Annotated in this window: 25 protein-coding genes and 1 riboswitch; of the genes, 9 read left to right on the top strand and 16 right to left on the bottom strand. The window is 66.2% G+C overall.

All coding sequences use genetic code 11. The annotated features are described in order from the left end of the window. Positions 1 to 14 precede the first annotated feature (14 nt). The gene (pdhA, locus tag QMA10_RS08115; protein WP_290167448.1) at positions 15 to 1,133 is read right to left on the bottom strand and encodes a pyruvate dehydrogenase (acetyl-transferring) E1 component subunit alpha; all 1,119 of its coding nucleotides are present in this window, start codon (positions 1,131 to 1,133) and stop codon (positions 15 to 17) included. A gap of 221 nt (positions 1,134 to 1,354) precedes the next feature. Between pdhA and QMA10_RS08110 the strand changes: the two genes are divergently transcribed. After that, positions 1,355 to 1,819 carry an Lrp/AsnC family transcriptional regulator gene (locus QMA10_RS08110; RefSeq protein ID WP_290167446.1) on the top strand — a complete coding sequence of 155 codons (465 nt, stop codon included), beginning with the start codon at positions 1,355 to 1,357 and terminating at the stop codon, positions 1,817 to 1,819. Positions 1,820 to 1,932: 113 nt separating this feature from the next. Here the strand turns inward: QMA10_RS08110 and QMA10_RS08105 are convergent, their stop codons facing one another. The 11 genes from QMA10_RS08105 to paaA form a co-directional block, all read right to left on the bottom strand. Continuing rightward, on the bottom strand, positions 1,933 to 2,220 hold the full coding sequence (locus tag QMA10_RS08105) for a DUF6480 family protein (RefSeq protein WP_290167383.1): 288 nt from the start codon (positions 2,218 to 2,220) through the stop codon (positions 1,933 to 1,935). 98 nt (positions 2,221 to 2,318) lie between these two features. Then, entirely contained in the window at positions 2,319 to 3,560 is a 1,242-nt protein-coding gene (locus QMA10_RS08100) for a Dyp-type peroxidase (RefSeq protein WP_290167382.1), read from the bottom strand. After that, positions 3,560 to 4,126 carry a copper chaperone PCu(A)C gene (locus tag QMA10_RS08095; protein WP_290167381.1) on the bottom strand — a complete coding sequence of 189 codons (567 nt, stop codon included), beginning with the start codon at positions 4,124 to 4,126 and terminating at the stop codon, positions 3,560 to 3,562. Before QMA10_RS08095 ends, QMA10_RS08100 begins: the two co-directional genes overlap by 1 nt. 294 nt (positions 4,127 to 4,420) lie before the next feature. Next, a complete protein-coding gene (locus tag QMA10_RS08090; RefSeq protein ID WP_290167380.1) occupies positions 4,421 to 4,792 on the bottom strand; it encodes a copper resistance CopC family protein in 372 nt (123 codons plus the stop codon). Between the two features lie 70 nt (positions 4,793 to 4,862). Further along, entirely contained in the window at positions 4,863 to 5,525 is a 663-nt protein-coding gene (locus QMA10_RS08085; protein ID WP_290167379.1) for a hypothetical protein, read from the bottom strand. A 254-nt stretch (positions 5,526 to 5,779) separates the two neighbouring features. Next, positions 5,780 to 6,547, bottom strand: coding sequence for an enoyl-CoA hydratase/isomerase family protein (locus QMA10_RS08080; protein ID WP_290167378.1), 768 nt, complete (start codon positions 6,545 to 6,547; stop codon positions 5,780 to 5,782). 22 nt (positions 6,548 to 6,569) lie between these two features. Continuing rightward, positions 6,570 to 7,769: a 1,2-phenylacetyl-CoA epoxidase subunit PaaE gene (paaE, locus tag QMA10_RS08075; protein WP_290167377.1), complete on the bottom strand. Its 1,200-nt coding sequence runs from the start codon at positions 7,767 to 7,769 to the stop codon at positions 6,570 to 6,572. Between the two features lie 3 nt (positions 7,770 to 7,772). Continuing rightward, positions 7,773 to 8,309 (bottom strand): 1,2-phenylacetyl-CoA epoxidase subunit PaaD, encoded by a 537-nt coding sequence (gene paaD, locus QMA10_RS08070; protein ID WP_290167376.1) that lies wholly within the window; start codon positions 8,307 to 8,309, stop codon positions 7,773 to 7,775. Between the two features lie 6 nt (positions 8,310 to 8,315). Beyond that, positions 8,316 to 9,140: a 1,2-phenylacetyl-CoA epoxidase subunit PaaC gene (gene paaC, locus QMA10_RS08065; protein ID WP_290167375.1), complete on the bottom strand. Its 825-nt coding sequence runs from the start codon at positions 9,138 to 9,140 to the stop codon at positions 8,316 to 8,318. Then, positions 9,137 to 9,514, bottom strand: coding sequence for a 1,2-phenylacetyl-CoA epoxidase subunit PaaB (paaB, locus tag QMA10_RS08060; protein WP_290167373.1), 378 nt, complete (start codon positions 9,512 to 9,514; stop codon positions 9,137 to 9,139). The genes paaC and paaB overlap by 4 nt, the downstream gene beginning before the upstream one ends. 3 nt (positions 9,515 to 9,517) lie before the next feature. Continuing rightward, positions 9,518 to 10,522, bottom strand: a complete 1,005-nt coding sequence (paaA, locus tag QMA10_RS08055) for a 1,2-phenylacetyl-CoA epoxidase subunit PaaA (RefSeq protein ID WP_290167372.1) — start codon at positions 10,520 to 10,522, stop codon at positions 9,518 to 9,520. A 178-nt stretch (positions 10,523 to 10,700) separates the two neighbouring features. Between paaA and QMA10_RS08050 the strand changes: the two genes are divergently transcribed. From QMA10_RS08050 to QMA10_RS08040, 3 genes are all read left to right on the top strand, one after another. After that, on the top strand, positions 10,701 to 11,048 hold the full coding sequence (locus tag QMA10_RS08050; RefSeq protein ID WP_290167445.1) for a PadR family transcriptional regulator: 348 nt from the start codon (positions 10,701 to 10,703) through the stop codon (positions 11,046 to 11,048). Further along, positions 11,035 to 11,766, top strand: coding sequence for a hypothetical protein (locus tag QMA10_RS08045; protein WP_290167371.1), 732 nt, complete (start codon positions 11,035 to 11,037; stop codon positions 11,764 to 11,766). The genes QMA10_RS08050 and QMA10_RS08045 overlap by 14 nt, the downstream gene beginning before the upstream one ends. 83 nt (positions 11,767 to 11,849) lie before the next feature. Further along, entirely contained in the window at positions 11,850 to 14,033 is a 2,184-nt protein-coding gene (locus QMA10_RS08040; protein WP_290167370.1) for a S9 family peptidase, read from the top strand. 26 nt (positions 14,034 to 14,059) lie between these two features. Here the strand turns inward: QMA10_RS08040 and QMA10_RS08035 are convergent, their stop codons facing one another. Next, positions 14,060 to 14,734, bottom strand: a complete 675-nt coding sequence (locus tag QMA10_RS08035) for a VTT domain-containing protein (protein WP_290167369.1) — start codon at positions 14,732 to 14,734, stop codon at positions 14,060 to 14,062. A 198-nt stretch (positions 14,735 to 14,932) separates the two neighbouring features. Here QMA10_RS08035 and QMA10_RS08030 point away from each other — a divergent pair, with 198 nt between their 5' ends. The 3 genes from QMA10_RS08030 to QMA10_RS08020 all read left to right on the top strand — a co-directional run bounded on the left by QMA10_RS08030 (position 14,933) and on the right by QMA10_RS08020 (position 17,515). Next, on the top strand, positions 14,933 to 15,412 hold the full coding sequence (locus QMA10_RS08030) for a hotdog fold thioesterase (protein ID WP_290167368.1): 480 nt from the start codon (positions 14,933 to 14,935) through the stop codon (positions 15,410 to 15,412). Between the two features lie 61 nt (positions 15,413 to 15,473). Next, on the top strand, positions 15,474 to 16,826 hold the full coding sequence (paaK, locus tag QMA10_RS08025; protein WP_290167367.1) for a phenylacetate--CoA ligase PaaK: 1,353 nt from the start codon (positions 15,474 to 15,476) through the stop codon (positions 16,824 to 16,826). 59 nt (positions 16,827 to 16,885) lie between these two features. Beyond that, on the top strand, positions 16,886 to 17,515 hold the full coding sequence (locus tag QMA10_RS08020; RefSeq protein WP_290167366.1) for a TetR/AcrR family transcriptional regulator: 630 nt from the start codon (positions 16,886 to 16,888) through the stop codon (positions 17,513 to 17,515). Positions 17,516 to 17,603: 88 nt separating this feature from the next. On the opposite strand, the gene paaZ is transcribed toward QMA10_RS08020, so the two are convergent. Further along, on the bottom strand, positions 17,604 to 19,703 hold the full coding sequence (paaZ, locus tag QMA10_RS08015) for a phenylacetic acid degradation bifunctional protein PaaZ (protein WP_290167364.1): 2,100 nt from the start codon (positions 19,701 to 19,703) through the stop codon (positions 17,604 to 17,606). Positions 19,704 to 19,979: 276 nt separating this feature from the next. Here paaZ and QMA10_RS08010 point away from each other — a divergent pair, with 276 nt between their 5' ends. After that, the gene (locus QMA10_RS08010; RefSeq protein WP_290167363.1) at positions 19,980 to 21,068 is read left to right on the top strand and encodes an SGNH/GDSL hydrolase family protein; all 1,089 of its coding nucleotides are present in this window, start codon (positions 19,980 to 19,982) and stop codon (positions 21,066 to 21,068) included. A gap of 2 nt (positions 21,069 to 21,070) precedes the next feature. Here the strand turns inward: QMA10_RS08010 and QMA10_RS08005 are convergent, their stop codons facing one another. Both QMA10_RS08005 and QMA10_RS08000 read right to left on the bottom strand, forming a co-directional pair. Then, positions 21,071 to 22,150, bottom strand: a complete 1,080-nt coding sequence (locus QMA10_RS08005; protein WP_290167361.1) for an ATP-dependent DNA ligase — start codon at positions 22,148 to 22,150, stop codon at positions 21,071 to 21,073. A gap of 21 nt (positions 22,151 to 22,171) precedes the next feature. Then, positions 22,172 to 22,723, bottom strand: coding sequence for an alpha/beta hydrolase (locus QMA10_RS08000; protein WP_290167359.1), 552 nt, complete (start codon positions 22,721 to 22,723; stop codon positions 22,172 to 22,174). A 73-nt stretch (positions 22,724 to 22,796) separates the two neighbouring features. Between QMA10_RS08000 and QMA10_RS07995 the strand changes: the two genes are divergently transcribed. After that, entirely contained in the window at positions 22,797 to 23,822 is a 1,026-nt protein-coding gene (locus tag QMA10_RS07995) for an LLM class flavin-dependent oxidoreductase (RefSeq protein WP_290167358.1), read from the top strand. Positions 23,823 to 23,880: 58 nt separating this feature from the next. Further along, positions 23,881 to 24,019: riboswitch (SAM riboswitch) on the top strand. The last annotated feature ends 10 nt before the right edge of the window (positions 24,020 to 24,029 follow it).

The raw sequence follows: 24,029 nt of genomic DNA, 5'->3' as shown, positions 1-24,029 counted from the left end.
TGCGGGGCTGCCTTTCAGGCCTGGCGCGAGAGTTCGTCGCGCAGCAGGTTTGCCTGCTCAGTGAGCTGCGGCGTGCGTTCGGTGTAGATGTGGGTGAACAGTTCCTGCGGATCCGGTTCCACCTCGGTGTTCAAGCCGTCCCGCATGGCGGCGGCAATGTCCTCGGCATCGGCTGCGAAGCCGGCTTCGGCGTCGTCATCCAGCAGGTTGAGTCCGCGCAGGTAGGTGCGCATCCGGGCAATCGGGTCCCGCGGCACCCACTTTTCGACGTCCTCCTCCGTGCGGTAACGGGTGGCGTCGTCGGCATTGGTGTGCGCCTGCATCCGGTAGGTGTGCGCCTCAACCAGGGACGGCCCGTGACCCTCACGCGCGCGGTCCACGGCCGCACCGAGGACGGAGAGCAGCGCCGCCAGATCATTGCCGTCCACCCGTTCGCCGGGCATCCCGTAGCCGATGGCCTTATGCGCCAGGGACGGCGCCACCGACTGGCTCGCCAGCGGCACCGAAATGGCGTATTCGTTGTTCTGCACGAAGAACACCACCGGCACGTGGAACACGGCGGCAAAGTTCAGGGCCTCATGGAAGTCACCCTCGCTGGTGGCGCCGTCTCCGCACATGGCCAGCACCACGGTGTCTTCGCCCTTGAGCTTGGCTGCGTGGGCCACGCCCACTGCATGCAGCAGCTGCGTCGCCAGCGGCGTGGCCTGCGGAGCCGTGTTGTGCTCGTAGGGGTCGTAGCCCGAATGCCAGTCCCCGCGCAGCAGCGTCAGGACCTGCAGCGGTTCCACCCCGCGGGAGATCACGGCCACTGTGTCGCGGTAGGTGGGAAAGAGCCAGTCGCTGTCCCCGAGCACGACGGCGGCAGCCACCTGGCAGGCTTCCTGGCCGTGGGAGGAGGGATACACGGCCAGCCGGCCCTGCCTGACGAGCGCGTTGGCCTGGTCATTGATGCGCCGGCCCGCGATGAGCCTGGCGTAGGCGCTGCGGAGGGAACCGCCGTCGGGCAGCGGATAGCGGTCATCGTGGCGGTGGACGCCGTCCGGATCCACCAGCTGCACGGGAGAATCCGAGGGCAGCAGGTCCGAGCTGCCGGCCGTGCCGAAACTGCGTGCGTCCCGGCGGGGATCTTCCATGGCCCCGGGGGGCGGATTGCCCGTTGAGATAGTCATTTTGCCTCCGTCAGCTGCCCTTCCACCGCCTCTTCGCCGTGGATGTTCTGTTACCCAAGTATGCTGACGAACCTCTATTCGTATCCATACGGCGGCAAAAATGTGGATGAATGAGGCTCTAAGGGGCTACGCTAATGGACGAAATGTAAATTGTGAGCTGGATTACCCCGGGAGGCGTGGACACTATGGCACGGGACATCACCGAACAACCGGCCCCCCGGCTGGACGACATTGACCGCGCCATCCTGGCCGAGCTCACGGGCAACGGGCGGGCATCCGTCACCGCCGTGGCTGAGGCAGTGCATATTTCCCGCGCCCACGCCTACTCCCGGATTGCCAGACTGACGGAAACCGGCGTGCTTAGCCGGTTCACCGCCGTCGTGGACCCGGTGAAAGCAGGGCTCCGCTCGTCCGCCTACGTGACGCTCAAGGTGCGCCAGCACGCCTGGCGGGAACTGCGTGAGCAGCTGCGCGCCATTCCAGAAATCCACCACATTGCACTGGTGGGCGGCTCCTTCGACGTGATCCTGCTGGTGCGCGCCGAAGACAACGTGCATCTGCGCGAGGTCATCTTCGACCAGCTGCAATCGATGCCGGGCATCCTGGATACGCAGACGTTCCTGGTGTTTGAGGATCTGGACGCCCGGTAAGAGCCCGGCAGCCGGGGCCGGGAACCGCGCAGGCTCCCGGAACCTGCAGCACTCCGAGACAGCAAACGGCCCGCACCCGGGAATTCCGGGTGCGGGCCGTTGGCGTGCGGGACCTAGTCTTCGTCGTGCCCCTGGTCCATGCTCATCTGATCTTCAGCGGGAGGGGTTTCGCCCGGAGGAACGCCTCCGCCCGGCTCCAGCCCGGTGACGTTTCCTGCCGCCGGGTCGGGGTTGGCGTGCTTGCCCTTTTCCGTGCTGGTGGCGGCATTGCCGCCGCCCTCCCGGGCATCGTCCTGCAGATTATTGCCGGCGTCCTTGGGCTTGTCGGGATTGGCCGGGTCATTATTCGGATCGTAGCTCTCCGCCATCTGTGCCTCCGTCACTCCTTGACCGGTGTACATCCGGGTTTCCCCGAACTATTGATCAGCATACTGATCATCACGTTCCAACCTAGTCTCCGGTGCAGCAGTGGGACAACCCCGCCCTTCGAGGCGGACGCTCAGCCGAAGAGCACCTCACCCACAAAACCGCCTTCCCGGGCGCCCGGCGGAACGGCGAACACGGCCGAACCAATCGGCGTCGTCCATTCGTTGAGCAAGTCCAGTTTGTCCAGGCGTTCCTGAATCGGGAGGAACTGAGCGCGAACGTCCGCCTGGAAGGAGACAAAAATCTGACCCGCATTGGAGGCCGGCCCGCCGGGCTCCGGGGCGTCGTCGTAGTTGTACGAGCGCCGCAGGATCCGTTGCCGGGGATTGTCCGGCCGGGCCCGGCGCATATGCGAGTAATCGGGAATCACCGGGAAACCGAGCGCGGTGACCGCTTCAAAATCTGGGTCGTCGTGCTCGGCGGAACCGGTGAGCGGCGCGCCGGTGGCCAGGGTGCGGCCTACGGATTCCTCGCGGCCGTGCCGGTCCAGTTCATCCCAGGTGTCCAGGTTCATGGCGATCCGCCGGACAACCATGGAGGTGCCGCCGTCGAGCCACGCCGGGATTTCAGCATCCCCCCACACCACCCGGTCAAACTCTGCCGTGCCGGGAACCGGGTTGGCCGAGCCGTCCACCTGGCCGAACAGGTTCCGCATGGTGGTGCCGCTTTGCTCGCTGCCGTAGGAACGGCGGAATCCGGACTGGATCCACCGCACGGCGGCGAACGCCCGGCTGTCCTTCAGCAGCATCCGCTGGGCATGGGCCACGGTCAGCGGATCATCGGCGCAGATCTGCAGCAGCAGGTCTCCCCCGTTCCAGCGCTCCTGCAGGGCGTCGATGCCGAAGCCGGGCAGCGGAGCCAGCCATGGCGGCGCCAACTGCGGCGCAACAGCTTGGACAAGGCCCGGGCCAAATCCAAACGTCACGCTCAGCCGGGCGGGACGAACCGCCAGCTCCGCTTCCGTATCCGCCAGGGCGGGCCGGCCCTGGGTCAGCGCCGCGGCGTCGTCGCTGAGCAGGCGGAGCCAGGAGCGGATCCGGTCACGGTCTGCCTCGGGCCGGAGGTTCAGGGCAACGAACACCGCATGTGTCTGCGGCTCGGTGGCGATCCCCGCCTGGTGCCGGCCGTAGAAAGGGACCGTCCGGGATCCGTTGGCACCGCTTTCGTCCAACCCGGTGCGGGCCAGGTCCGGCTCGGAGCCTGAGCTGTTTCCCACCCATTGTGCGCCGGCTGCCGCAACAGCCCCCAGACCGGCGGCTGCTCCCCCGAACAGCAGACGACGGCGGCCAACGCCCTGGGGTTTTTCCTGATTCATCAGTGATCCGTGGAAGATTCTTCGCTGCCGTGACCGGTGTCTGCATCATGGGAAGCATCCGGCCCGTAGTTTTCGTTGGCGCCGGCAAAGTCCTTGGCCATGGCTTCCATCTCCAGGGTGCTGCCGTCGCCGAGTTCCAGTGTGATGGCCAGCGTTTCGCCTGCCGGCAGGTCAGCTTTCAGGCCCATGAGCATGAAGTGGCTTGCACCGGGTTCAAGGACATATTCCCCGCCTGCAGGAACCATGAAGCCGCCTTCAATTTCCTGCATGGCCATGGCACCGTCGGGGCCCGCTGCCGTCTCGTGGAGCTCCACCGTTGCGGCGGCGGGTGACTCTGCGGCCACCACAGTGATGTCTTCGTCGCCGGAGTTTTCCAGCGCGCCAAAAGCTCCGGTCATGCCCCCGGCGCCGGCGGCCTTGGCCCACGCTCCGCTGACGGTGAGGTGCTGGGCCTGTTCGGCAGCAGTGTCAGCGGAAGTGGCGGGTGCGGAGGTGTCCGCGGCGCAGCCGGCGAGCCCGGCGGCGGAGAGAGCCAGGACTGCGGCTGCGAAGGTGAGTTTCTTCATTTTTGGGTACTCCAAAAGGTTCAGTGCGCGGGCGCGCTCAGGGGCCCGCGTGGAAAGGGTCGCTAAAGGTGCGCAAAACCTGCGGCTGCGCTAAACGGACCGGGGTGCCTTCGTCCCGGCACCCCGGTCCGGCGAAGCGGCTAGGAGCCTGCTCCGCGGCGGCGCTTCTTCATCTGCGCTGCCGCAGCCCAAACCGCAAGGGCAACGATGGCCCCTACGGCCGCGCCGCCAAGGGCCCAGGGCACATGTGTTGCCGCGGACTCCTCCGTTGCTGCGGGCTCGGAACCTTCAGCTTTAGCATCGTAGCGCCGGCAGCGCCTGAACCAGGGTTTCGCGGTTGAGCACGGGTTCGGACTCGGCCAGGTTGGTTCCGGCTGCATCGGCAACGATCACTTTGTTGCCGATGTCCATGAGTGCGGAGCTGAAGACCAGTTCGAGTTCCGCCGGAGCTTCTGCCAGGACGGCGCCGTCCGCCGGAGTGGAGGAAACGAGTTCATCATGGGCCAGTGCTGCCGGTGCGGCTGTCAGTGCTGCGCCGGACCCTGCGAGCAGGAGCGCACCCAGCAGGAACGCACGGAAAGCAAACAGGCGGCGGGACACAGCACTGCGGGAGCCTGGGGCCGAATTGAGCCGGGACGAGAAGGGTGTTGAGGAGAGCGGGGGCATGACTGCTTTCTGCGCCGGTTTCGTTACCGGCGGCTGCTGGGAGTAAGGCTCGGCGCGGAGGTGCGCGGGCCTAGAAGGACACAGCAGCGGCCGGCGGACCCCGGTGCCTCATCACCAGCAGTGGAACACCGAGGTTCCGCAGCGGCTCAGCAGGGATCAGGGTGGAAAGCTTGGGAATCCGCGGTCCCAGCGGGAGCGGGAGGATCAGCGGCAGCATGTCCGCGATGGACAGGCGCATGGTTGCCTTGAGCCGCAGCAGCGCTGCTTCCCCTTTGCGGATGAGCAGTACAGTTGCCGCGGCGGCGATCAGGTGGCCGAGCCACATCACAGCCGAAGAATGACCCGACGCGCTTACGGAGGCAGCCGTTCCGGGGTCCGCAAGCTGCGCGGCCAATGCTGCCGGTTCCAGATGCCCGGCGTGCCCTGCATGGCCAACCGCGCTCGCACCGGCAGCGGAATTACTGGAGGCACCGGAATCGGTGCCCGCGCCGCCGACGGAAAAAAGCAGATGGAAGATACCTTGGCTGGCCAGCACCGCGGCGGAGGTTCGCGGCAGTGACAGGGCGCGTCCGGCGAGGGCACAAGACACCATGGCGGACAGAGCCAAGGCAAACAGCACAATGAACGGATTCGGAATGAGGCCGCCGGCAAGGACGTGGGAGGCTGCAGCGACGGCCGTGGCCGACAAAGCTGCGGCCCAGCCGCGCACCAGGCGTGCGGTGCGCGTGCTCATATTCCCTCCCGGAGTCTCGTCGGGCCGGGTGAGCGGATACTCGGCCCGGCTGCTGACATTCTCCCCGGATTTCTACGGGTTGTCGAATACGTTTCCCGGGGTGCCGGCCCGATGCACAGTCCGGTCCGATCCTTCGTGCACATACCGGGCCCAAACTCGCGGTTGGAACCCTCTTGGGCCCGGTATCTGCGCGAGAGATTCCGCGTAATCCCCTTATCTGCACGAAGGACAGAACAACTGGCCCAGCGCCGTGCCTACCCCTCGAAAACGGGCTTGCGCTTGTCGATGAACGCGGAGAATCCCTCGGCATAGTCCCTGGTCCGGCAGAGCTCACCCTGGGCGGTGTTCTCGGCCTCCATGGCAGTCCACAGTCCCACCCGGGAGTCCCGGATCTGCGCCACCAGCTCCTTGGAGGCCCGGAACGCTCCCGTTGCGCCGCTCGCTACACGCTCCACAATGGTCCGGGTGGAGTCGAGGAGTTCATCGGCAGGGAAGGCACGGCTGAACAAACCGGCGGCCACAGCCTCGGCACCGCTCATCAGGTCCGCCGTGTAGATGAGGTCCAGCGTCCGATGGGCACCAAGCCGCTCGGTGAACAGCCAGTGCCCGCCGGAATCCAGGGTGGCTCCCAGATTGGCGAACGGCGAGCCGATCTTGGCATTGTCGGCCACATACACAACGTCGGTGGCCACGAGCAGGCCGAGTCCGACACCCAGGCAGGCACCCTGCGCAGCGGCGAACGTCGGAGCAGGGAAGGCAGCCATCTTCTTCAGCAGCGGAGTCACCAGCTCCCCCAGATAGGCGTAGGCGTCATCGCTGGCGGGGTCGACGGCGGAAATGTCACGTCCGGCGCAGAAGGCCCGGCCCTCCCCGCGCAGCAGCAGTGCCCGCACCCCGGCGGCTTCGGCGTCGTCGTATGCCTTGGAGAGCTCGGCCAGCGCCGCCTCGTCCAGGGAGTTGAGTTTCTTCGGTGCGTTGAGGACTATTTCGGCAATGCCGTTGTCGACGCTCAGCTCAATCAAGGGGTACTCCGTTCCTTCAGGACTAGGCGTCGTAGTCGACGGTGACGTCGGCGCTCGTGGGCCGCGACTGGCAGGTGAGGATGTAGCCCTTTTCCAGCTCGTCCGGTTCCAGGGCGTAGTTTTCTTCCATTTCCACCGTGCCGGTGACCAGCTTGGCCCGGCAGGTGCCGCAGACGCCGCCGGCGCAGGCGAACGGAACATCCGGACGGACGCGCAGCGCGGCGTTGAGGATGGTTTCGCGGGCATGGGTGGGGCTGGCCACCTTGCCCTGCAGCCCGTCCAGCCGGAACGTGATGTCGTACGTTTCGCCGCCGGTCTCGGCGACGACCGGCCGGCCTGCCTGCCCCTCCGGACGGTTGGGCTGGCCGGTGGTGAAGAGCTCGAAGCGGATTTTCTCGGCCTCGACCCCGCGGTCCGCGAGTGTGTCGCGGCACATCTGCACCAGGTCGAAGGGGCCGCAGAGGAACCACTCGTCCACGTTGCGGGTGGGCAGCACGGAGTCGATGAGGGCAGACAGTTTCTCGGCGTCGATCCGGCCGGTGAGCAGCGGTGAGATGCGCTGTTCACGGGAGAGCACGTGGTGCAGGGCGAACCGGGCCGGGTACCGGTCCTTCAGGTCCGCCAGCTCTTCCAGGAACATGACGTCCATGGCGGCCCTGTTCGCGTAGACCAGGTCAAACCGCACGGTCTCCGAGGCTGCCAGCACGGTCCGGGCGATGGAGATTACCGGAGTAATGCCGGAGCCGGCGGCCACCGCCACGAAGACGTCCTCGCTGCTGAGGTCAATGTCCTCGGGGTGGTTCAGCCCGTTCATCGGATGCTTGGAGATGAAGCCGCCGGAGGGGCTCATGACGTCCAGCACATCGCCGGCTTTCAGGAATTCGTTGGCCCAGCTGGAGAACAGCCCGCCCAGGTCACGCTTGATCGCAACCCGAATCTCACCGGGCCGCGGCTCGGCACAGATGGAGTAGCTGCGGCGGATCTCCTGGCCCTCCAGCGTGGTGCGCAGGGCAACGTACTGGCCGGGCAGATAGTCAAAGGAGCCTTCCAGAGCCTCGGGCACCGCGAAGGTGACCTCAATGGCGTCTTCGGTCAGGCGCCGGACTTCAGCGACGGTCAGGGGGTGGAACGAGGTGCGGCGGGTCGGCACGGCCGACGATGACGCGGCAGCAGACGCTGCGCCCGGCTCGAGGGCCGTCTCGGCGGGAACGGATGTAGTCATGGGTTAGAGCACCTTGAAGTAGTCGAAGGGTTCGCGGCAGTCCTGGCAGACATAGAGCGCCTTGCAGGAGGTGGAGCCGAAGCGGGTCATTTCGCGGGTGTTGAGGGAGGAGCACTGCGGGCACTTCACGCTCAGGCCGAGCCGAACCGGCCCGGCCGAGGCTTTGCCCGTGGGCGGGGCGATGCCGTAGGCGTTGAGCTTGGCTTTGCCTGCCTCACTCATCCAGTCAGTGGTCCAGGCCGGGGCGAGCACCAGGTCCACCCGGACCTGCTCGTAACCGGCAGCATTCAAAGCCGCCGTCACGTCCTGGCGGATGGCATCCATGGCCGGGCAGCCGGAGTAGGTGGGCGTGATGGTGACTGCCACCGCGCCTTCTCCGGTTGGTTCAACCGCCCGCAGCACACCGAGGTCCTCGATGGTGAGCACGGGAATCTCCGGGTCGCAGACCGTGGCGGCGATATCCCAGGCACGGGCGGCCGCCGGATCGGCAGGACGGAGCGTTTCGGCGCCGGCTGCAGCGGCATCCTCGGTCTCGGTCATGACCGCTTACCAGCTGGCGCCGGGATGCTCGCGGGCCAGGACCTGCATCTCGGCCAGCAGATACCCCAGGTGCTCGCTGTGCCTGCCGCGCCGTCCGCCGCCGGGAGCGGCCGGAACCTGCGGAACCTCAAGCTCAGCTTCACTCAGAACGGCGCCGACGCCGGCGTCGAACCTCTCCCGCAGGGAGGACGGCAGCACTGCCGCTCCCGCTGCAGCCAGGGAAACGGCCAGCTCGTCATCCTCAAACAGCTCGCCGGCATAAGGCCAGGTCAGTTCCAGCGCACGTGTGATGCGGCGCCGGGATTCCTCGGTGCCGCCGGCCAGGCGCAGCACCCACTGGGCGCTGTGGTCCCGGTGGTAATCCACTTCCTTGACGGCTTTGGCGGCAATCGCGGCCAGCGTGGAATCAGTGGAGGACATCAGCGCGGTGTACAGCTCGTACTGATAGAAGGACACCACCAGCTGGCGGGCGATCGTCCGGCCAAAGTCGCCGTTGGGCTGTTCAAACAGGTGCGCGGACCGGAATTCGCCTTCACGCCGCCAGTACGCCAGGTCATCTTCGGTCCGGCTGGACGCGGAACCGGCGTAGCTGAGGAAGGAGCGGGCGTGCCCCAGCAGGTCCAGGGCGATGTTGCCCAGGGCCACGTCCTCCTCCAGTTCCGGCGCGCGGGAAATCCACCAGCCCAGCCGCTGGGCCAGGATCAGCGAGTCGTCGCCGAGGCGCAGGGCGTACTCGGCGACGTCGGCGGGAGCCTTGTTGCCCGCGGCGACAATATCCTCCGGGCGCAGGGCGTTGCCGGGCGTGATGCGGGTGGCGCTGTCCGAGCTCACAGGTGCTTCACCCCTTCGGACTTGGTGTAATACGTGGCGTGCCGGTAGTCCTTGCCCTGCGGGGATTCGAAGAACTGCCCCTTGGCGTCAGGGTCGGAGGCAACAATGGCCGACGCCGGCACTACCCAGAGCGAGACACCCTCGTTGCGGCGGGTGTAGAGGTCGCGGGCATTGCGGACCGCCATCTGGGCGTCGGGTGCGTGCAGCGACCCGGCGTGGACGTGGGACAGGCCGCGGGAGGAACGCACAAAAACTTCCCAGAGCGGCCAGGCCGACCCCAGTGCCGCGGCACCGGCCGCGGTCTCCGGCTCGGCGGAAGTCTGCGTGCCCGCCGGCTTGGAGCCGTCGTCGCCCGTTGTTGAACCGGAAACCATGATCTAAGCCACCTCTGTCTTCTGAGCCGCTGCCTGCTTTGCTGCATACGCGGCTGCTGCTTCGCGCACCCAGGCGCCGTCTTCGTGTGCCTCGCGGCGGCGGGCCAGGCGCTGCGCATTGCAGGGCCCGCGTCCGGCGAGGACTTCCTTGAACTCGTTCCAGTCCAGGGGACCGTGCTCCCACTGCTGCTTGTCCTCGTTGAAGCGGATCGAGTCATCCGGCAGGGTCAGTCCCAGGACCTTGACCTGCTCGACGATCATCCCCACAAAACGGGAGCGCAGTTCGTCGTTGGAGAAGCGCTTGATATTCCAGGCCATGGACTGCTTGGAGTTGGGCGAATCGTCATCCGGCGGGCCGAACATCATCAGCGACGGGGCGTACCAGCGGTTGATGGCATCCTGCGCCATCCCGCGCTGCGCCCCGGTGCCGTTCGCCAGCTCCAACAGGATCTCGAATCCCTGCCGCTGGTGGAAGGACTCTTCCTTGCAGACGCGCACCATCGCACGCCCATAGGGCCCGTAGGACGCGCGGCAGAGGGGAACCTGGTTGCAGATGGCGGCGCCGTCCACCAGCCAGCCGATGGCGCCCATGTCCGCCCAGCTGAGGGTGGGGTAGTTGAAGATGCTGGAGTACCGGGCTTTGCCGGCAATCAGGTCCTCGGTCATTTTCTCGCGCGGCGTGCCCAGCGTCTCAGCGGCGGAGTAGAGGTAGAGTCCGTGACCGGCCTCATCCTGGACCTTGGCCATGAGGATGGACTTGCGCTTGAGTGAGGGCGCCCGGGTGATCCAGTTTGCCTCGGGCTGCATGCCGATGATCTCGGAATGGGCATGCTGCGAAATCTGGCGGACCAGCGTCTTGCGGTAAGCCTCCGGCATCCAGTCGCGCGGTTCAATCCGCGAATCTTCTGCCAGGAGCTGCTCAAAGTGAGCCTGTGCCCCATCGGGGACACTCTCTGCTTCGGCCGGAACGGCCTGCAGTCCGGGGGAAGCGTCGGTATGCAACGACATAACTGTCACCTCACTGTGCGATAAAGGAGCCGGCTGCAAAGCGCAAAGGTATTTACCGACCGTTCGGTCAGGATATATGCGTGATTCACTTCACGTCAAGATTGCTCACTAGATAGACAGCCAAACTAGTCCATGAGAGTATCTAGCCGTGCAAAACATTTCCTGGCCCAGCGACTGGATGCGGGCAACGCTCAGCCTGTGCGTGCTGAAGGCGCTCGACGGCGGTGCCACGTACGGCTACGCCATCGCCTCCGATTTGGAGGAGCAGGGCTTCGGCACGGTCAAGGGGGGCACCCTGTACCCCCTGCTCACCCGGTTTGAGGCCGCAGGCTGGGTGACCGCTTCATGGCAGGCCGGGGACGGCGGTCCGGGGAGAAAATACTTTTCCCTTACCCCTGCCGGGCAGCGGGAACTTCAGGATCAGCGTCAACTGTGGGCGCGCTTCAGCAGCACGGTCGGCCAATTCCTCGACCTTCAAGGACGCAGCACCGAGACCCCCGACAGGAGCACCCGTGGAAACCCGTGACAGCCGGAACATCCCCAGACCAAACCGCACCGACAGGGCCGCTAAGCGCTGGTTTGACGACTTTGTGCTCGAACTGCGGTTGCAGGACGTTCCCGGGGACGTCATCGGGGACGCCGTTGCCTCCGCCCGCGAGTTCCTTGCGGACTCCGGCGGCACCCCCGGCGAAGTGTTCGGCCCCGCACGGGCCTACGCGGAAAGCCTGGATCTGCCGCGCTCCCCGCAGACCCGCACAGGCATAGCCGCCCTGCTGGTGCCTACCTGCCTCGGATTGCTGGGATTCTCCGCCGTGGCCGCAGCAGTGAGTTCCACGGACGGCAGCGTCCAGGTAACCCTCCCCGGCCTGCTCATCGCATTGACCGGGCTGGCCCTCGCGGCCTGCGCACCCCTGCTTCTGGGCTTCTTTGTCCGGGGACCCATGTGGCGGGGCGCCGGCTCCATGATGATAATTTTCACTCTTCAGGTCCTGATCGGCGTGCTTGCCCGGGACCTGGTGCTCTTCACGCTTCCCGCACTGCCCACCGCCCTGACCGGCGGCCTGATCCTGCTCTCCACCTCACTCTGGGGCCAGTTCCGCAAGGGCGTCACCGATGACCCGATAGTGGAGCCGATGAAGACGGCCCCGCACCCGTCTTTCGGCATGACCGTACTGGAGGTGCTGGGCAACTGGATGCTGTTCCTCGCAGCCGCCGCAATGGGAGCCTGGTTCCTGCTGCGCTGAGCCGGCTTCGGGGCCGGTAAGCCCCGAGCATAAACGCCGCTGAGGTTCTTCGCCCGTCCGGACGGTGTCGATATATTCGGGACATGACTACTTCTGCCACTCCTCCCGTTGCCCCAAAGGTTCCCACCGAACGCAGCCACCACGGAGATACCTTCGTTGACGACTACGAGTGGATGCGGGAAAAGGAAAACCCCGACGTTGTGGCACACCTGAAGGCCGAGAACGCCTATATGGAAGAGGTCACGGCGGACCAGGAAAAACTGCGGCAGGAGATCTTTGACGAGATCAAAAACCGCACCGAGGAAACTGATCTGTCCGTACCTGCCCGCAAGAAGGGCTGGTGGTATTACTCCCGGACCGAAGAGGGCAAGCAGTACTCCATCCACTGCCGCACCGCCGCCCAGGACACCGGTGACCTGGACTCGGACTGGACTCCGCCCGTCGTCGAACCCGGCGTTCCGGTTCCGGGTGAGCAGATCCTCATCGACGGCAACGCCGAGGCCCAAGGCAAGCCGTTCTTCGCCCTGGGCGGACTGGCCGTCACCGAGGACGGCAACCTGCTGGCCTACTCGCAGGACAATGCCGGCGACGAGCGCTTCACCCTGCGGATCAAGGACCTGCGCACCGGCGAACTGCTGCCGGACGAAGTCACCAACGTCTTTTACTCGCTCGCCTTCTCCCCCGACGGCAGCCGGGTGTTCTACACAGTGGTGGATGACTCCTGGCGCCCGTACCAGATCAAGGCGCACACCCTCGGCACTGCCGTGGAGGACGACGTCGTCATCTACCAGGAGGATGACGTGGCCATGTGGACCGGCTTCGACCTCTCCGCGGACCGGAAGCAGCTGCTGATCGGCATCAGCAACTCTGAATACTCCGAGTACCGGGTGCTGGACTTCGAGGATCCCTCAGGCGAGGTGCGCACGCTGATTCCGCGCAGCGAGCGCATCCTCTACGAGGCCGAACCCGTCACCATCGCCGGCGAGCGCCACTACCTGATCACCCACAACAAGGACGCGCTGAACTCCATGCTCTCGCTCGTGGCGGAGACGGAGTTTGCGCTGCCGCTGGCCGAGCAGCACTGGAACACCGTGGTGGCGCACGACGACGCCGTGCGCGTCAACGGCGCGGCCGTCACCAAAACCCACATCATTGTTTCCGTCCGCAAGGACACCACCGAACGGGTACAGATCCTTCCGCTGGAGGGACTGGGGACCGAAGTCCAGGGCGACCCCGTGGAGCCCGCCTTTGACGAGGAGCTCTACACGGCCAACCTGGCCAATGCAGAGTATGACTCCCCGATTATCCGGCTCAGCTACACCTCCTACCTGACCCCGCCGCGTGTTTACGACTACGTGCTGGCCACCGGCGAACTGGAGCTGCGCAGGGAAACCCCCGTCAAGGGCGGTTACAACCCGTCCGAGTACGTGGCGGAGCGGGCCTGGGCAACCGCGGCGGACGGCACGCGGATTCCACTGTCCGTGCTGCGCCGGGCAGAGGTCCAGCAGGACGGCACCAACCCCGCCCTGGTTTACGCCTACGGAAGCTATGAAATCAGTATGGATCCCGGCTTCAGCGTTGCCCGGCTGTCCCTGCTGGACCGCGGCGTCATCTTCGTCGTCGCGCATATCCGCGGCGGCGGCGAAATGGGACGCGCCTGGTATGACCAGGGAAAGAAGCTGAACAAGAAGAACACCTTCACCGACTTCGTCGACGCCACCGAGTACCTGGCGTCTTCCGGGTGGGTGGATCCGTCACGGATTGCTGCCATGGGCGGCTCGGCCGGCGGGCTCCTGATGGGCGCCGTGGCCAACCTGGCGCCCGAGAAATACCGGGCAATCGTGGCACAGGTTCCCTTCGTGGACGCGCTGACCACCATCCTCGATCCGGAGCTGCCGCTTTCGGCCCTGGAGTGGGAGGAATGGGGCAACCCGATCACCGACCCCGAGGTCTACCGGTACATGAAGGAATACTCCCCGTACGAGAACATCCGGGCCGTGGACTATCCCCGCATTGCCGCGGTGACCAGCTTCAATGACACCCGGGTGCTGTACGTGGAGCCGGCCAAATGGGTGGCCAAGCTGCGCGAAGTGACCACCGGCTCCGAGCCCATCGTGATGAAGATCGAGATGGACGGCGGGCACGGAGGCGCCTCGGGCCGCTACGAGGCCTGGAAGGACCGGGCCTGGGATTACGCGTTTGTGCTGGATGCCCTGGGAGCCACGGAACTGCTTCCGGTACCGCAGGCAAATAGCGGAGATAAGTAGCGGCCTCCGGTGCCGGAGCCGGGCGTTCAGTCGCCAGGCTCCGGCACCGGCCGGTTTAACGGCTGCCCGGGCGTCCGCCTGCCCGCTTGATTCTGCCTCAGCAGCGTGAGCAGAATGGTCGTCACGGTCAGCAGGACAACGCTAACCACAATCAGGTCCAGATGGTCGCGGATAAAGGGGAACCGGTCCCCCAGCACGTAACCCAGCAGCGTCAGCCCCACCCCCCAGAGCAGGGCGCCGGCGGAGCCGAAAGCCATGTAGGCGGGGTAACGCATCCTGCCCACCCCGGCCACTACCGGAGTGAAGGTCCGGACGATGCCCACGAAACGGGCCAGGGTGATGGCCTTACCGCCGTGCCGGGCAAAGAACGCCTCGGCACGGTCCACGTTGTCACGGTGGAAGATCCGCGACTCGGGCCGGGAAAACACTGCAGGCCCGGCACGCCGGCCGATCCAATACCCCAGCTGGTCCCCCAGGAACGCCGACAGGGCAATCAGCACCCCCAGCAGCCAGACATTGATGTGCACGGTTCCGGTAGCCACCAGCAGGCCGGCGGTAAACAGGAGTGTGTCACCGGGGAGGAAGAACCCCACGAGCAGTCCGGTTTCGGCGAAGACAATGCCGCAGATGAGCAGTACCACCCACGGTCCCAGCGCCGGATCCGCCAGAAAGACCTGCGGATCCAGCCAGTCAGGAAGCACCGGCTGATGCAGCCCCGCAGGCCGCACCCCCGGCCGCGCCCGCGGCATCGAAAGCTATCACCTCCTCAACTTACGGCACGGCACGGTGCCGTGTCCCTGCCCCCGGCAAATGCCGAAGCATTACGCCGTCAGGCTTGACAGTGACCTCGCCCACAGGATTACCTAATGAACATTCGGTAAATAAAGCGAGAGGGTCTCATGGCTGACATCGACGTAGCCGCTCAGGTGCAGGAACGCGGACTGGACCATCCGATCCTGGAACACGACGCCGCCGGGCGCTGGCTTGGATTCACGGTGGAGCATCTGGCCCCCGGAGAGGCGACCATCCAGATGGTGCTGCGCCCCGAAATGCTGAACGGCTTCCATATAGCCCACGGCGGAATGGTCTTCTCCCTGGCGGATACCGCCTTTGCCCTCGCCTGCAATCCGGCCGGCACCAGCGTCTCGGACATGGAACTGATCACCGTCGCGTCCGGCGCTGACATCACCTTCATTTCCTCCGCACTGCCTGGTGAGACCCTGCGGGCCGTGGCCAGCCACCGGGCTTCCGCGGGACGAAGCGGCGTTTACGACGTCGAGATCACCGCTTCCGGCCCCGGCGGCGGCAGCCGGGTGATCGCGGAGTTCCGCGGCCGGTCGCGGGCAGTGCCCAATCCGGCTTTCCACTCCCGCGGCTAACCGCCCCTCCAGGGCCGCGGCTCTTTCCACGACGATGACGTTCCAACCCAAAGGGCTTTCCATGACTTACTCCCCCGCACTGCTCAAATCCACTGCCGCAGATGCCGCATCACTTGATCCCGAAGAGCGGATGAGCCGCGATGAGATTGAGGCCCTGCAGCTGACCCGCCTCCAGCACACGGTCAAGTACGCCTACGAGCGCGTGCCGCTGTACACGCAGAAGTTTGACGAGGCGGGCGTCCGCCCCGAGGACCTTCGGGAGCTCTCGGACCTGGCCAAGTTCCCGTACACCACCAAGGAAGATCTCCGCCGGACCTATCCGTTCGGGATGTTTGCCGTGCCCCAGGACCAGGTGGCAAGAATCCATGCCTCCTCCGGCACCACCGGCCGGCCCACCGTCGTCGGCTACACCGCGGGCGATCTGGACCGCTGGAGCACGCTGGTGGCGCGGTCCCTGCGGGCCTCCGGGGTGAAACCCGGCTACAAGGTCCACAACGCCTACGGATACGGCCTCTTTACCGGGGGCCTGGGTGCCCACGCCGGCGCAGAGAAGCTCGGCTGCACGGTTATTCCGATGTCCGGCGGGCAGACCGAGCGGCAGATCCAGCTGATCACGGACTTCGAGCCGGACACCATCCTGTGCACCCCTACCTATCTGCTCACCATCGCCGACGCGATGCGGGCCGCTGGCATCGATCCGCGCTCCACATCCCTGAAGAACGCCGTTCTGGGAGCAGAGCCCTGGACTGAGGAAATGCGCCATGAACTGGAAGTGTCCATGGGCCTGGATGCCTGTGACATCTACGGGCTGTCCGAAGTGATGGGGCCTGGCGTTGCCGGGGAATGCGTGGAGTCCAAGGACGGCACTCACATTTGGGAGGACCACTTCCGCCCCGAAATCATCGACCCCTTCGATGACACCCGGGTGCTGGACGACGGCGAACCCGGTGAGCTGGTCTTCACCTCCCTCACCAAGGAAGCTCTGCCGATCATCCGTTACCGGACGCATGACCTCACCCGGCTGCTGCCCGGAACCGCACGCCCGGGCATGCGCCGCATGGGACGGATCACCGGACGCAGCGATGACATGATCATCCTGCGCGGCGTGAACCTGTTCCCCAGCCAGATTGAGGAGATTGCCCTGCGCATCCCCGCACTGAGCCCGCACTTCCAGCTGGAAATCACCCGGCCGGACCGCATGGATGAACTCACGGTCAAAATTGAACGGCGCGAAGGCTCGTCCTCGGACGAGTGCCTGAATGCCGCCATGGAGCTGCGTGCGCAAATCAAGATCCATGTGGGGTCCTCCTGCACTGTCCAGGTGGCGGAGCCCGGCACCCTGGCACGCTCCAGCGGCAAACTGCGCCGGATTTATGACCTGCGGGCCAAGGAAGCGGGCCTGGTCCAGGGCTGACCGGACGCCTGCCCCGGGGCAGCCTGCCCTGCCCGAACGTTCATGAGAAAATAGGACCCATGCCTTCAACGCCTTCCTCCGCAGCCGGCCCTGCCTCGATTGCCAACCGCCGGGGCCGCCCCGGATATGATCAGCAGTCGGTCCTGGCTATTGCCGTGGATGTCTTCAACAAGCACGGCTATGAAGCAACCTCGATGGGGATCCTGGCGGACAACCTGGGCATCACCAAATCAGCGATCTACCACCATGTGCCGTCCAAGGGTGATCTGCTGCGCCTTGCGCTTGAAAACGCCCTCGGCGGGCTCGAGGCAGTACTGGACGATGCCCGTGCCTCCACCGGCCCGGCGGATGAGCAGCTTGAGTTTGTACTGCGCGGCACCATCAAGGTCCTCACCGAACGCCTGCCGTTCGTGACGCTGCTGCTGCGCCTGCGCGGCAACACCGAGATTGAGCGCGACGCGCTGTCCCGGCGCCGCGAGTTCGACCACCGGGTGGCCAGGCTGGTGGACGCAGCACGGACCGAGGGAACGCTGCGCAGCGACATCGATCCGCGTACCACCACGCGCCTGCTTTTCGGCACGATCAACTCGATTGTGGATTGGTACAAGCCCGGCGGGCCCATTTCCCCGGACAAGCTGGCAGATGACGTCATCTCCATGATGTTTGACGGCTTGCACTCGCGGTCCTGAACAACCCCGCGCACGCCAAAGGGCCGGCGGACCTCTTCGGTCCGCCGGCCCTTTGGCGGCCGGATCAGCCGGCCCTTTGGCGGCCGGATCAGCCGGCGCTGCGGTTCTTCTCCACCAGGGTCAGGACATCGTAGGTGGCCACGACGTCGTCGTTCTGGTTGGTCAGCAGCGCGTCCCAGGCAACTTCGCCGTACTCGTCGGTTTCCCGCGGCGTGATCTTCTTGGCCGTGAGGGTGACGCGGATGGAATCACCGGCAGCCACCGGCGTGATGAACCGCAGGTTTTCCAGGCCGTAGTTGGCAAGCACCGGCCCCGGCGCCGGCTCCACGAACAGCCCGGCCGCCCAGGAAAGCAGCAGGTAGCCGTGCGCCACGATGCCCGGGAAGAAGGGGTTGGCCTCGGCGGCCGCCTGATTGGTGTGTGCGTAGAAGGTGTCCCCGGTGCTGTTGGCGAACGCCGTGATGTCCTGAAGCGTCACTTCGCGCAGGTCGGAGCGGACGGCATCGCCGATGTTCAGCTCCGACAGGTCCTTCCGGAAGGGATGGACGCCGTCGAAGTTCCGGTCCGCGCCCGTGTGCCAGACGCCGGTGAGGGCGGTGAGCATGTTCGGGGAACCCTGGACGGCGGTGCGCTGCATGTGGTGCAGCACCGCGCGCATGCCGCCGAGCTCTTCGCCGCCGCCGGCGCGTCCGGGGCCGCCGTGGACCAGGTGCGGCACGGGCGAGCCGTGGCCCGTGGAGCTGCGGGCATCCTCGCGGTTGAGCAGGAGCACCCGGCCGTGGTGGCCGGCGATACCCAGGGCCAGTTCGCGGGCGGTGCCCGGATCATTGGTGCACACGGTGGCCACCAGTGACCCGCCCCCGCGCGCGGCCAGGCGGACGGCCTCGTCGAGGTCCGCATAACCAATGACGGAGGCCACCGGGCCAAACGCTTCCACCGAGTGCAGCGCCTCGGCCCCGGCATCTGCCCAGGTCAGCAGGACCGGAGCAAGGAAGGCTCCGCCCTCGGCGACACCGCGGCTTCCGTCGCCGCGGAGGACCTCCGGCGCATCCAGGGAGCCGTAGGCCAGCGCGGCTCCGGCCTCGAGCAGGGCTTGGACGGAGGAGCGCACTCCCTCGAGCTGTTCGGTGGATGCGAGGGCGCCCATGGTGACACCCTCGGCGCGGGGATCACCCAGCACCACGCGCTCTTCAATGCGCCGGCCTGCGGCGGCAACGACGTCGTCCACCAGCTCAGCGGGCACAATGGCACGGCGGATGCTGGTGCATTTCTGGCCTGCCTTGACCGTAATTTCGGTAACCAGTGACTTCACGAACGCATCGAACTCCGGGGTGCCGGGAACGGCGTCGGGTCCGAGAATGGCGGCGTTCAGCGAATCGGTCTCACAGGTGAAGCGGACCCCGCCCTCAGCAACATTCGGGTGTGCCTTCAGCAGCTTGGCCGTGGAGGCGGAACCGGTGAAGGACACGTAGTCGCGGTAGTCCAGGTGATCGAGCAGGTCCCGGGCTGAGCCGGAGATCAGCTGCAGGGAACCGGCCGGCAGGATGCCGGAATCGATGATCAGCTTCACGGCGTCCGCGGTCAGGTAACCGGTGGGAGTGGCCGGCTTGACGATGCTGGGCAGGCCCGCAATGAAGGCCGGCGCGAGCTTTTCCAGCATGCCCCAGACCGGGAAGTTGAAGGCGTTGATCTGCACGGCGATTCCCGGCAGAGACGTAAAGATGTGTTCGCCAAGGAAGGACCCGTCACGGGACAGTGACTCCGCGGCGCCGTCCACCAGGACGGTGGAATTGGGCAGCTCACGCCGGCCCTTGGACCCGAAGGTGAACAGCACGCCGATGCCGCCGTCAATATCCACCAGGGAGTCGCCGCGTGTGGCGCCGCTGCGGGCCGAGACCTCATAGAGTTCGTCCCGGTGGGCGTTGAGGTAGGCGGCCAGCTCCTTGAGCTTGAGGGCACGCTGGTGGAAGGTCAGCTTTTGCAGCTCCCTGCGGCCAACAGCTCGGGCGTGCTCGACGGCGGCAGCCAGGTCCAGTCCCGCTGTACTGACCAGCGCGAGAATTTTCCCCGTGCTGGCGTCGCGGACTTCCGCCGGGTCCGCGGCGGTCAGTTCGGAGCGGTCCGGCGTCCACCAGGAATCCTGAACGTAGCTGGGGACTACCCGGACGTCTATGGCTGTGGAGGTCATCGTTGACTGGCCCTTTCGAGAAAAGATGATCGGGACCGGCGGTCCGGTCCTGTCCGTGCCGGGTCCGGCGGTCGGTCGACAGACCCCACCACCGGATAACTGACCGGACGTTCAGTAATAGGATTTAGCCTACAGCAGGATGTGGCGCAGCACACCCTGCAGGTCGGACTGCCGGAAATCTACCCGTCTTGCGTCCGCAGCAGCTGCCCACGGTATTGTGCGGAGAATGCGCAGGACTACGTTGGAGCGCATATCCGCATCCTCCGAAGGAGCACCATGCACGAGTTCCGAACTCCGGCACCATCTTCAGTTCCCTCCTCCCCCGCCGGCTCCGGGAAATCCGGGCCGGCCGTCCGGCTGCGGCGCACCGGCCTGATCGGCGCCCTGCTGCTGGGACTGACCGGCGCCCTCGCCGGCGCGGTGACCGCCGCACCCGCGTCCGCTGCGGAAACAGTGTCAGGCTCCGGCTCCGATGCCCGCGCAGACGGCAGCCACCGGGCCGGCCCCGGGAAAAGCGGCGTCCACCGGGGCGGATACGGAAAAGGACACGGGAAGGGTCACGGCGGCGGTCACGGCCGGGATAAGACTGTTGACTACGTAGCCTTCGGAGATTCGTATGCCTCGGGTTACGGCGGCGGACCGCTGCTGGACGCCTGCGGCCGCACGGCCCAAGGCTATCCGGCACTGCTGGATGCCCTGCCGCGCGTGGAGCTGGACAGCGACCAGTCCTGCGCCGGAGCCACGGCCCTGACCACCGCCCCGGCACCGCCTGCGGGTCCGGTGGACCTCCCGGAACAGATCTCCACCGCCGTGTCCGCAAACCTGTTAAACCGGGACACCGATCTGGTCACCGTCACCATCAGCGGCAACGACATCCAGTTCGGCTCCGTCGTGGCAGCCTGCGCCGGAACTGCGCTGCCGGAGACCTGCGCCCCCGCGCTGGCTGCAGCACAGGCTTATGCGGAGAACACCGTTGTTCCCCAGCTGCAGGCCAGCTTTGCGCAGATCCGCGAAACCGCGCCGCGTGCCGAACTCGTGGTGGCCGGCTACCCGTACCTGTTCGAAGCGGGAACACCCGGGATTCTCAGCACAGAGGCGCAGAACCTGTTCAACGCCGGAACCGACGCGCTCAACGACGTCGTCGCCGGGCAGGTGGGCGACGGCACCTTCGTGGACGTCACCGACGCCTTTGCCGGCCACGGCATCGGCTCAGCGGATCCCTGGATTCTGAACGTCACCGATCCCTACGCCCTGCATCCCACCGCCACCGGGTACAGCGAAGGCTACTTTGCGGCCATAACCGCAGCGGTGGACGTGGAACGGCTGGGCCAGGGAGGCAAGGGGCACTGCCGCGGGCGGAGCTGAAACTAGCCTCCGGCCGGTGCCGACAGGACTTCCGCCAGATCAAACTTCACCGGCTCCTCCAACTGGCTGTAGGTGCATGAGTCCGGGGAGCGGTCCGGCCGCCAGCGCAGGAACTGCGCGGTGTGCCGGAACCGTTCCCCCTCCATGTGGTCGTATTTGACCTCCACCACCCGCTCAGGCCGCAGCGGCACAAAGGACAGGTCCCTGCCGCCGCTCCAGCGGCTCCCCTCCGAATTGCGGGGTGTGCGCGTCCCGGTGTCCTGTTTGTCCGCCGTCCACGGGTGGTCCGCCGAATCCGACACCAGCGGCTGCAGTTCAGCGAACAGTTCACGCCGCCGTGCCATGCTGAACGCTCCGGCCACGCCCACGTTGGTGAGCTCGCCGTCGTCGTTGTAAAGACCCAGCAGAAGCGAGCCCACCGCATCGGGACCGGATTTGTGCACCCGGTAGCCGGCCAGCACGCAGTCCGCGGTCCGCTCGTGCTTGTACTTGGCCATGGTGCGTTTGCCCTGCTGGTAGGAGTCCGCCAGTGGCTTGGCCACGATGCCGTCCAGCCCGGCCCCCTCGAATTCACTGAACCAGCGCTGCGCGGTGCCTGGTTCGGTGGTGCGGGCGGTCAGGTAAACGGGTGCGGCGGCGTCGGCAAGCGCGGTTTCAAGTGCGCTTCGGCGCTCCGCGTACGGCCGGTCCAGGAAACCGGTGTCATCCAGCGCCAGCAGGTCAAAGGCCACAAAAGCCGCCGGTGTTTGTTCGGCCAGGAGTTTTACCCGGCTGGCCGCCGGATGGATGCGCTGCTGCAGGACTTCAAACTCCAGCCGCTTCCCGGAATCGCTGATCAGGATGATCTCGCCGTCCACCACACAGCGCTCCGGCAGGTTTGCCTTGAGGGCCTCCACCAGTTCCGGGAAGTACCTGGTCATCGGCTTTTCATTCCGGCTGCCGATCTCCAGTTCATCCCCGTCGCGGAAAATGATCGAGCGGAACCCGTCCCATTTGGGCTCATAGGAGTATTCCCCCTCGGGCAGCGCAGTCACGGCTTTGGCCAGCATCGGGGCCACGGGCGGCATTACCGGAAGTTTCATGGGGCCATTCTTACCTGACTTTCAACCGAGGGGAATGGAAACACCCAGTCCCGCCGCAAAGGCGGTCAGCAGATCCCGGCCCTGCTGCCAGTTCCCGATCCCGCTTTCGTCGTTGATGTGGGTGAGCGGTCCGGCGTCGATCACGGGGACACCCCAGGCCTTTGCCAGCAGCCGTGCCCCCGGCAGGGTGCAGTAGGGATCGTTTTCGCTGGCAATCAGCAGGCCGGGCACCGGGAGCGGCTGCAGCCGCGGGTCCCGGAATGATCCGGCGGTATCAGGGAAGGCGGGCTCGGCCGGATCCGGCGGCGCCACCAGCAGCACGCCCCGGGCGCCTCCCGGGTTACGCAGCAGCCACTCGGCGGAGGCCAGGCACCCCAGGCTGTGGGCCACGAGGATGGTGTCACCGCCCCGTGAGCCGGCGGCGGCGTCCAGCGCGTCCATCCAGTTCTCCAGGTTCGGGTCATCCCACGACGACGGCGAAATCCGGGACACGCCAGCGGTGCCGTCCTGCCACCGGCTCTGCCAGTGCTCATCATTGGAACCGCCGATCCCGGGGACCATGGTCAGGTGCATGCTGTTCGCCTCTCTTCCAGTGGTGCCGGAGTGCCGGCAGCCGGGAATATCTGCTCGGAAACCGATGCTGTGAATGAACATGAAGAAGATCGGCTTCCTTTCCTTTGGACACTACCGCGATGTGCCGGGCTCCTTTGTGCGCACAGCCCGTGATGCCCTCCTGCAGACCGTCGAAACGGCAGTGGCGGCAGAGGAAGCGGGCGTTGACGGAGCCTACCTTCGGGTCCACCATTTTGCCCCGCAGTTCGCTGCTCCCTTCCCCCTGCTGTCCGCCATGGCCGCCCGGACCAGCAGGCTGGAACTGGGAACGGCAGTGATCGACATGCGCTATGAAAATCCCCTGTACATGGCCGAGGAAGCAGCGGCCACGGACCTGATCAGCGGCGGCAGGCTTCAGCTCGGCCTGAGCCGCGGTTCACCCGAGCCCGCACTGCGCGGCTACGAGGCCTTTGGTTATGTTCCCACCGGGGACAGCACCGACGCTGATGAGGCCCGCAAGCACACGCTGGTGTTCCGGGCAGCGATTGCCGGTGCAGGCCTGGCGAACGCGGATCCCGTGATGACCGGCAGTTCCGACCCGCTGGCTGTCGATCCGCAGTCCCCCGGACTCTCAGACCGGATCTGGTGGGGTTCCGGGACCCGGGCTACGGCCAAGTGGACCGGAGAGCAGGGCATGAACCTGATGAGCTCCACCCTGTTGACAGAGGACACCGGCGTTCCCTTCGACGAACTCCAGGCAGAGCAGATTGCGGTGTTCCGCAAGGCCTGGACTGATGCCGGGCACGGGGGAACTCCGCGCGTCTCCGTCAGCCGCAGCGTCATTCCGCTGGTGACAGACACTGACCGCCGGTACTTCGGGCTGCGAGCCCAGGCCGAGGGACGCGACCAGGTGGGACGGCTCGACGGCGGCCTGGCCCGGTTCGGGAAGAGCTATATCGGCGAACCGGATGTCATTGCCGCCCAGCTTGCCGCCGACGCCGCGGTTCAGGCTGCGGACACGGTGCTCGTCACCGTACCCAACCAGCTTGGCGTGGATTACAACGTGCAGCTGCTGGAAAACATCGTGAAGCATGTTGCACCGGCGGCCGGCTGGCGCTGATGCCTCCCGTCCGGCGGCAGTTCCCGGCTGTCACCGGCATGCGCTATGGTGGTGTCAGCTTCACGAGAGGCGGCCAACGCACCCGGAGAAATCCGGGTCCGTAAAAGCTCCGACTGGCCTCACACCAACCCCATGTTCGGCGGGTGGTTCGGATGACGAAGCGGCCTGACGCCGACCGGCGCAGGCAAGGACAACCTGTAGAGGAAA

Source organism: Arthrobacter sp. APC 3897 (assembly GCF_030407495.1).
Taxonomy (GTDB): Bacteria; Actinomycetota; Actinomycetes; order Actinomycetales; family Micrococcaceae; genus Arthrobacter_B.
The sequence above is the reverse complement of the archived record's forward strand: the minus strand, read 5'-3'. Positions and strand labels throughout refer to the sequence as shown.

Excerpts from the sequence above, each read along its gene's own strand:
- pdhA (WP_290167448.1), bottom strand. The coding sequence starts at position 1,133 with ATGGAAGATCCCCGCCGGGACGCACGCAGTTTCGGCACGGCCGGCAGC.
- QMA10_RS08110 (WP_290167446.1), top strand. The coding sequence starts at position 1,355 with ATGGCACGGGACATCACCGAACAACCGGCCCCCCGGCTGGACGACATT.
- QMA10_RS08105 (WP_290167383.1), bottom strand. The coding sequence starts at position 2,220 with ATGTACACCGGTCAAGGAGTGACGGAGGCACAGATGGCGGAGAGCTAC.
- QMA10_RS08100 (WP_290167382.1), bottom strand. The coding sequence starts at position 3,560 with ATGAATCAGGAAAAACCCCAGGGCGTTGGCCGCCGTCGTCTGCTGTTC.
- QMA10_RS08095 (WP_290167381.1), bottom strand. The coding sequence starts at position 4,126 with ATGAAGAAACTCACCTTCGCAGCCGCAGTCCTGGCTCTCTCCGCCGCC.
- QMA10_RS08090 (WP_290167380.1), bottom strand. The coding sequence starts at position 4,792 with ATGCCCCCGCTCTCCTCAACACCCTTCTCGTCCCGGCTCAATTCGGCC.
- QMA10_RS08085 (WP_290167379.1), bottom strand. The coding sequence starts at position 5,525 with ATGAGCACGCGCACCGCACGCCTGGTGCGCGGCTGGGCCGCAGCTTTG.
- paaE (WP_290167377.1), bottom strand. The coding sequence starts at position 7,769 with ATGACTACATCCGTTCCCGCCGAGACGGCCCTCGAGCCGGGCGCAGCG.
- paaD (WP_290167376.1), bottom strand. The coding sequence starts at position 8,309 with ATGACCGAGACCGAGGATGCCGCTGCAGCCGGCGCCGAAACGCTCCGT.
- paaB (WP_290167373.1), bottom strand. The coding sequence starts at position 9,514 with ATGGTTTCCGGTTCAACAACGGGCGACGACGGCTCCAAGCCGGCGGGC.
- paaA (WP_290167372.1), bottom strand. The coding sequence starts at position 10,522 with ATGTCGTTGCATACCGACGCTTCCCCCGGACTGCAGGCCGTTCCGGCC.
- QMA10_RS08050 (WP_290167445.1), top strand. The coding sequence starts at position 10,701 with ATGCGGGCAACGCTCAGCCTGTGCGTGCTGAAGGCGCTCGACGGCGGT.
- QMA10_RS08040 (WP_290167370.1), top strand. The coding sequence starts at position 11,850 with ATGACTACTTCTGCCACTCCTCCCGTTGCCCCAAAGGTTCCCACCGAA.
- QMA10_RS08030 (WP_290167368.1), top strand. The coding sequence starts at position 14,933 with ATGGCTGACATCGACGTAGCCGCTCAGGTGCAGGAACGCGGACTGGAC.
- paaK (WP_290167367.1), top strand. The coding sequence starts at position 15,474 with ATGACTTACTCCCCCGCACTGCTCAAATCCACTGCCGCAGATGCCGCA.
- QMA10_RS08020 (WP_290167366.1), top strand. The coding sequence starts at position 16,886 with ATGCCTTCAACGCCTTCCTCCGCAGCCGGCCCTGCCTCGATTGCCAAC.
- paaZ (WP_290167364.1), bottom strand. The coding sequence starts at position 19,703 with ATGACCTCCACAGCCATAGACGTCCGGGTAGTCCCCAGCTACGTTCAG.
- QMA10_RS08010 (WP_290167363.1), top strand. The coding sequence starts at position 19,980 with ATGCACGAGTTCCGAACTCCGGCACCATCTTCAGTTCCCTCCTCCCCC.
- QMA10_RS08005 (WP_290167361.1), bottom strand. The coding sequence starts at position 22,150 with ATGAAACTTCCGGTAATGCCGCCCGTGGCCCCGATGCTGGCCAAAGCC.
- QMA10_RS08000 (WP_290167359.1), bottom strand. The coding sequence starts at position 22,723 with ATGCACCTGACCATGGTCCCCGGGATCGGCGGTTCCAATGATGAGCAC.
- QMA10_RS07995 (WP_290167358.1), top strand. The coding sequence starts at position 22,797 with ATGAACATGAAGAAGATCGGCTTCCTTTCCTTTGGACACTACCGCGAT.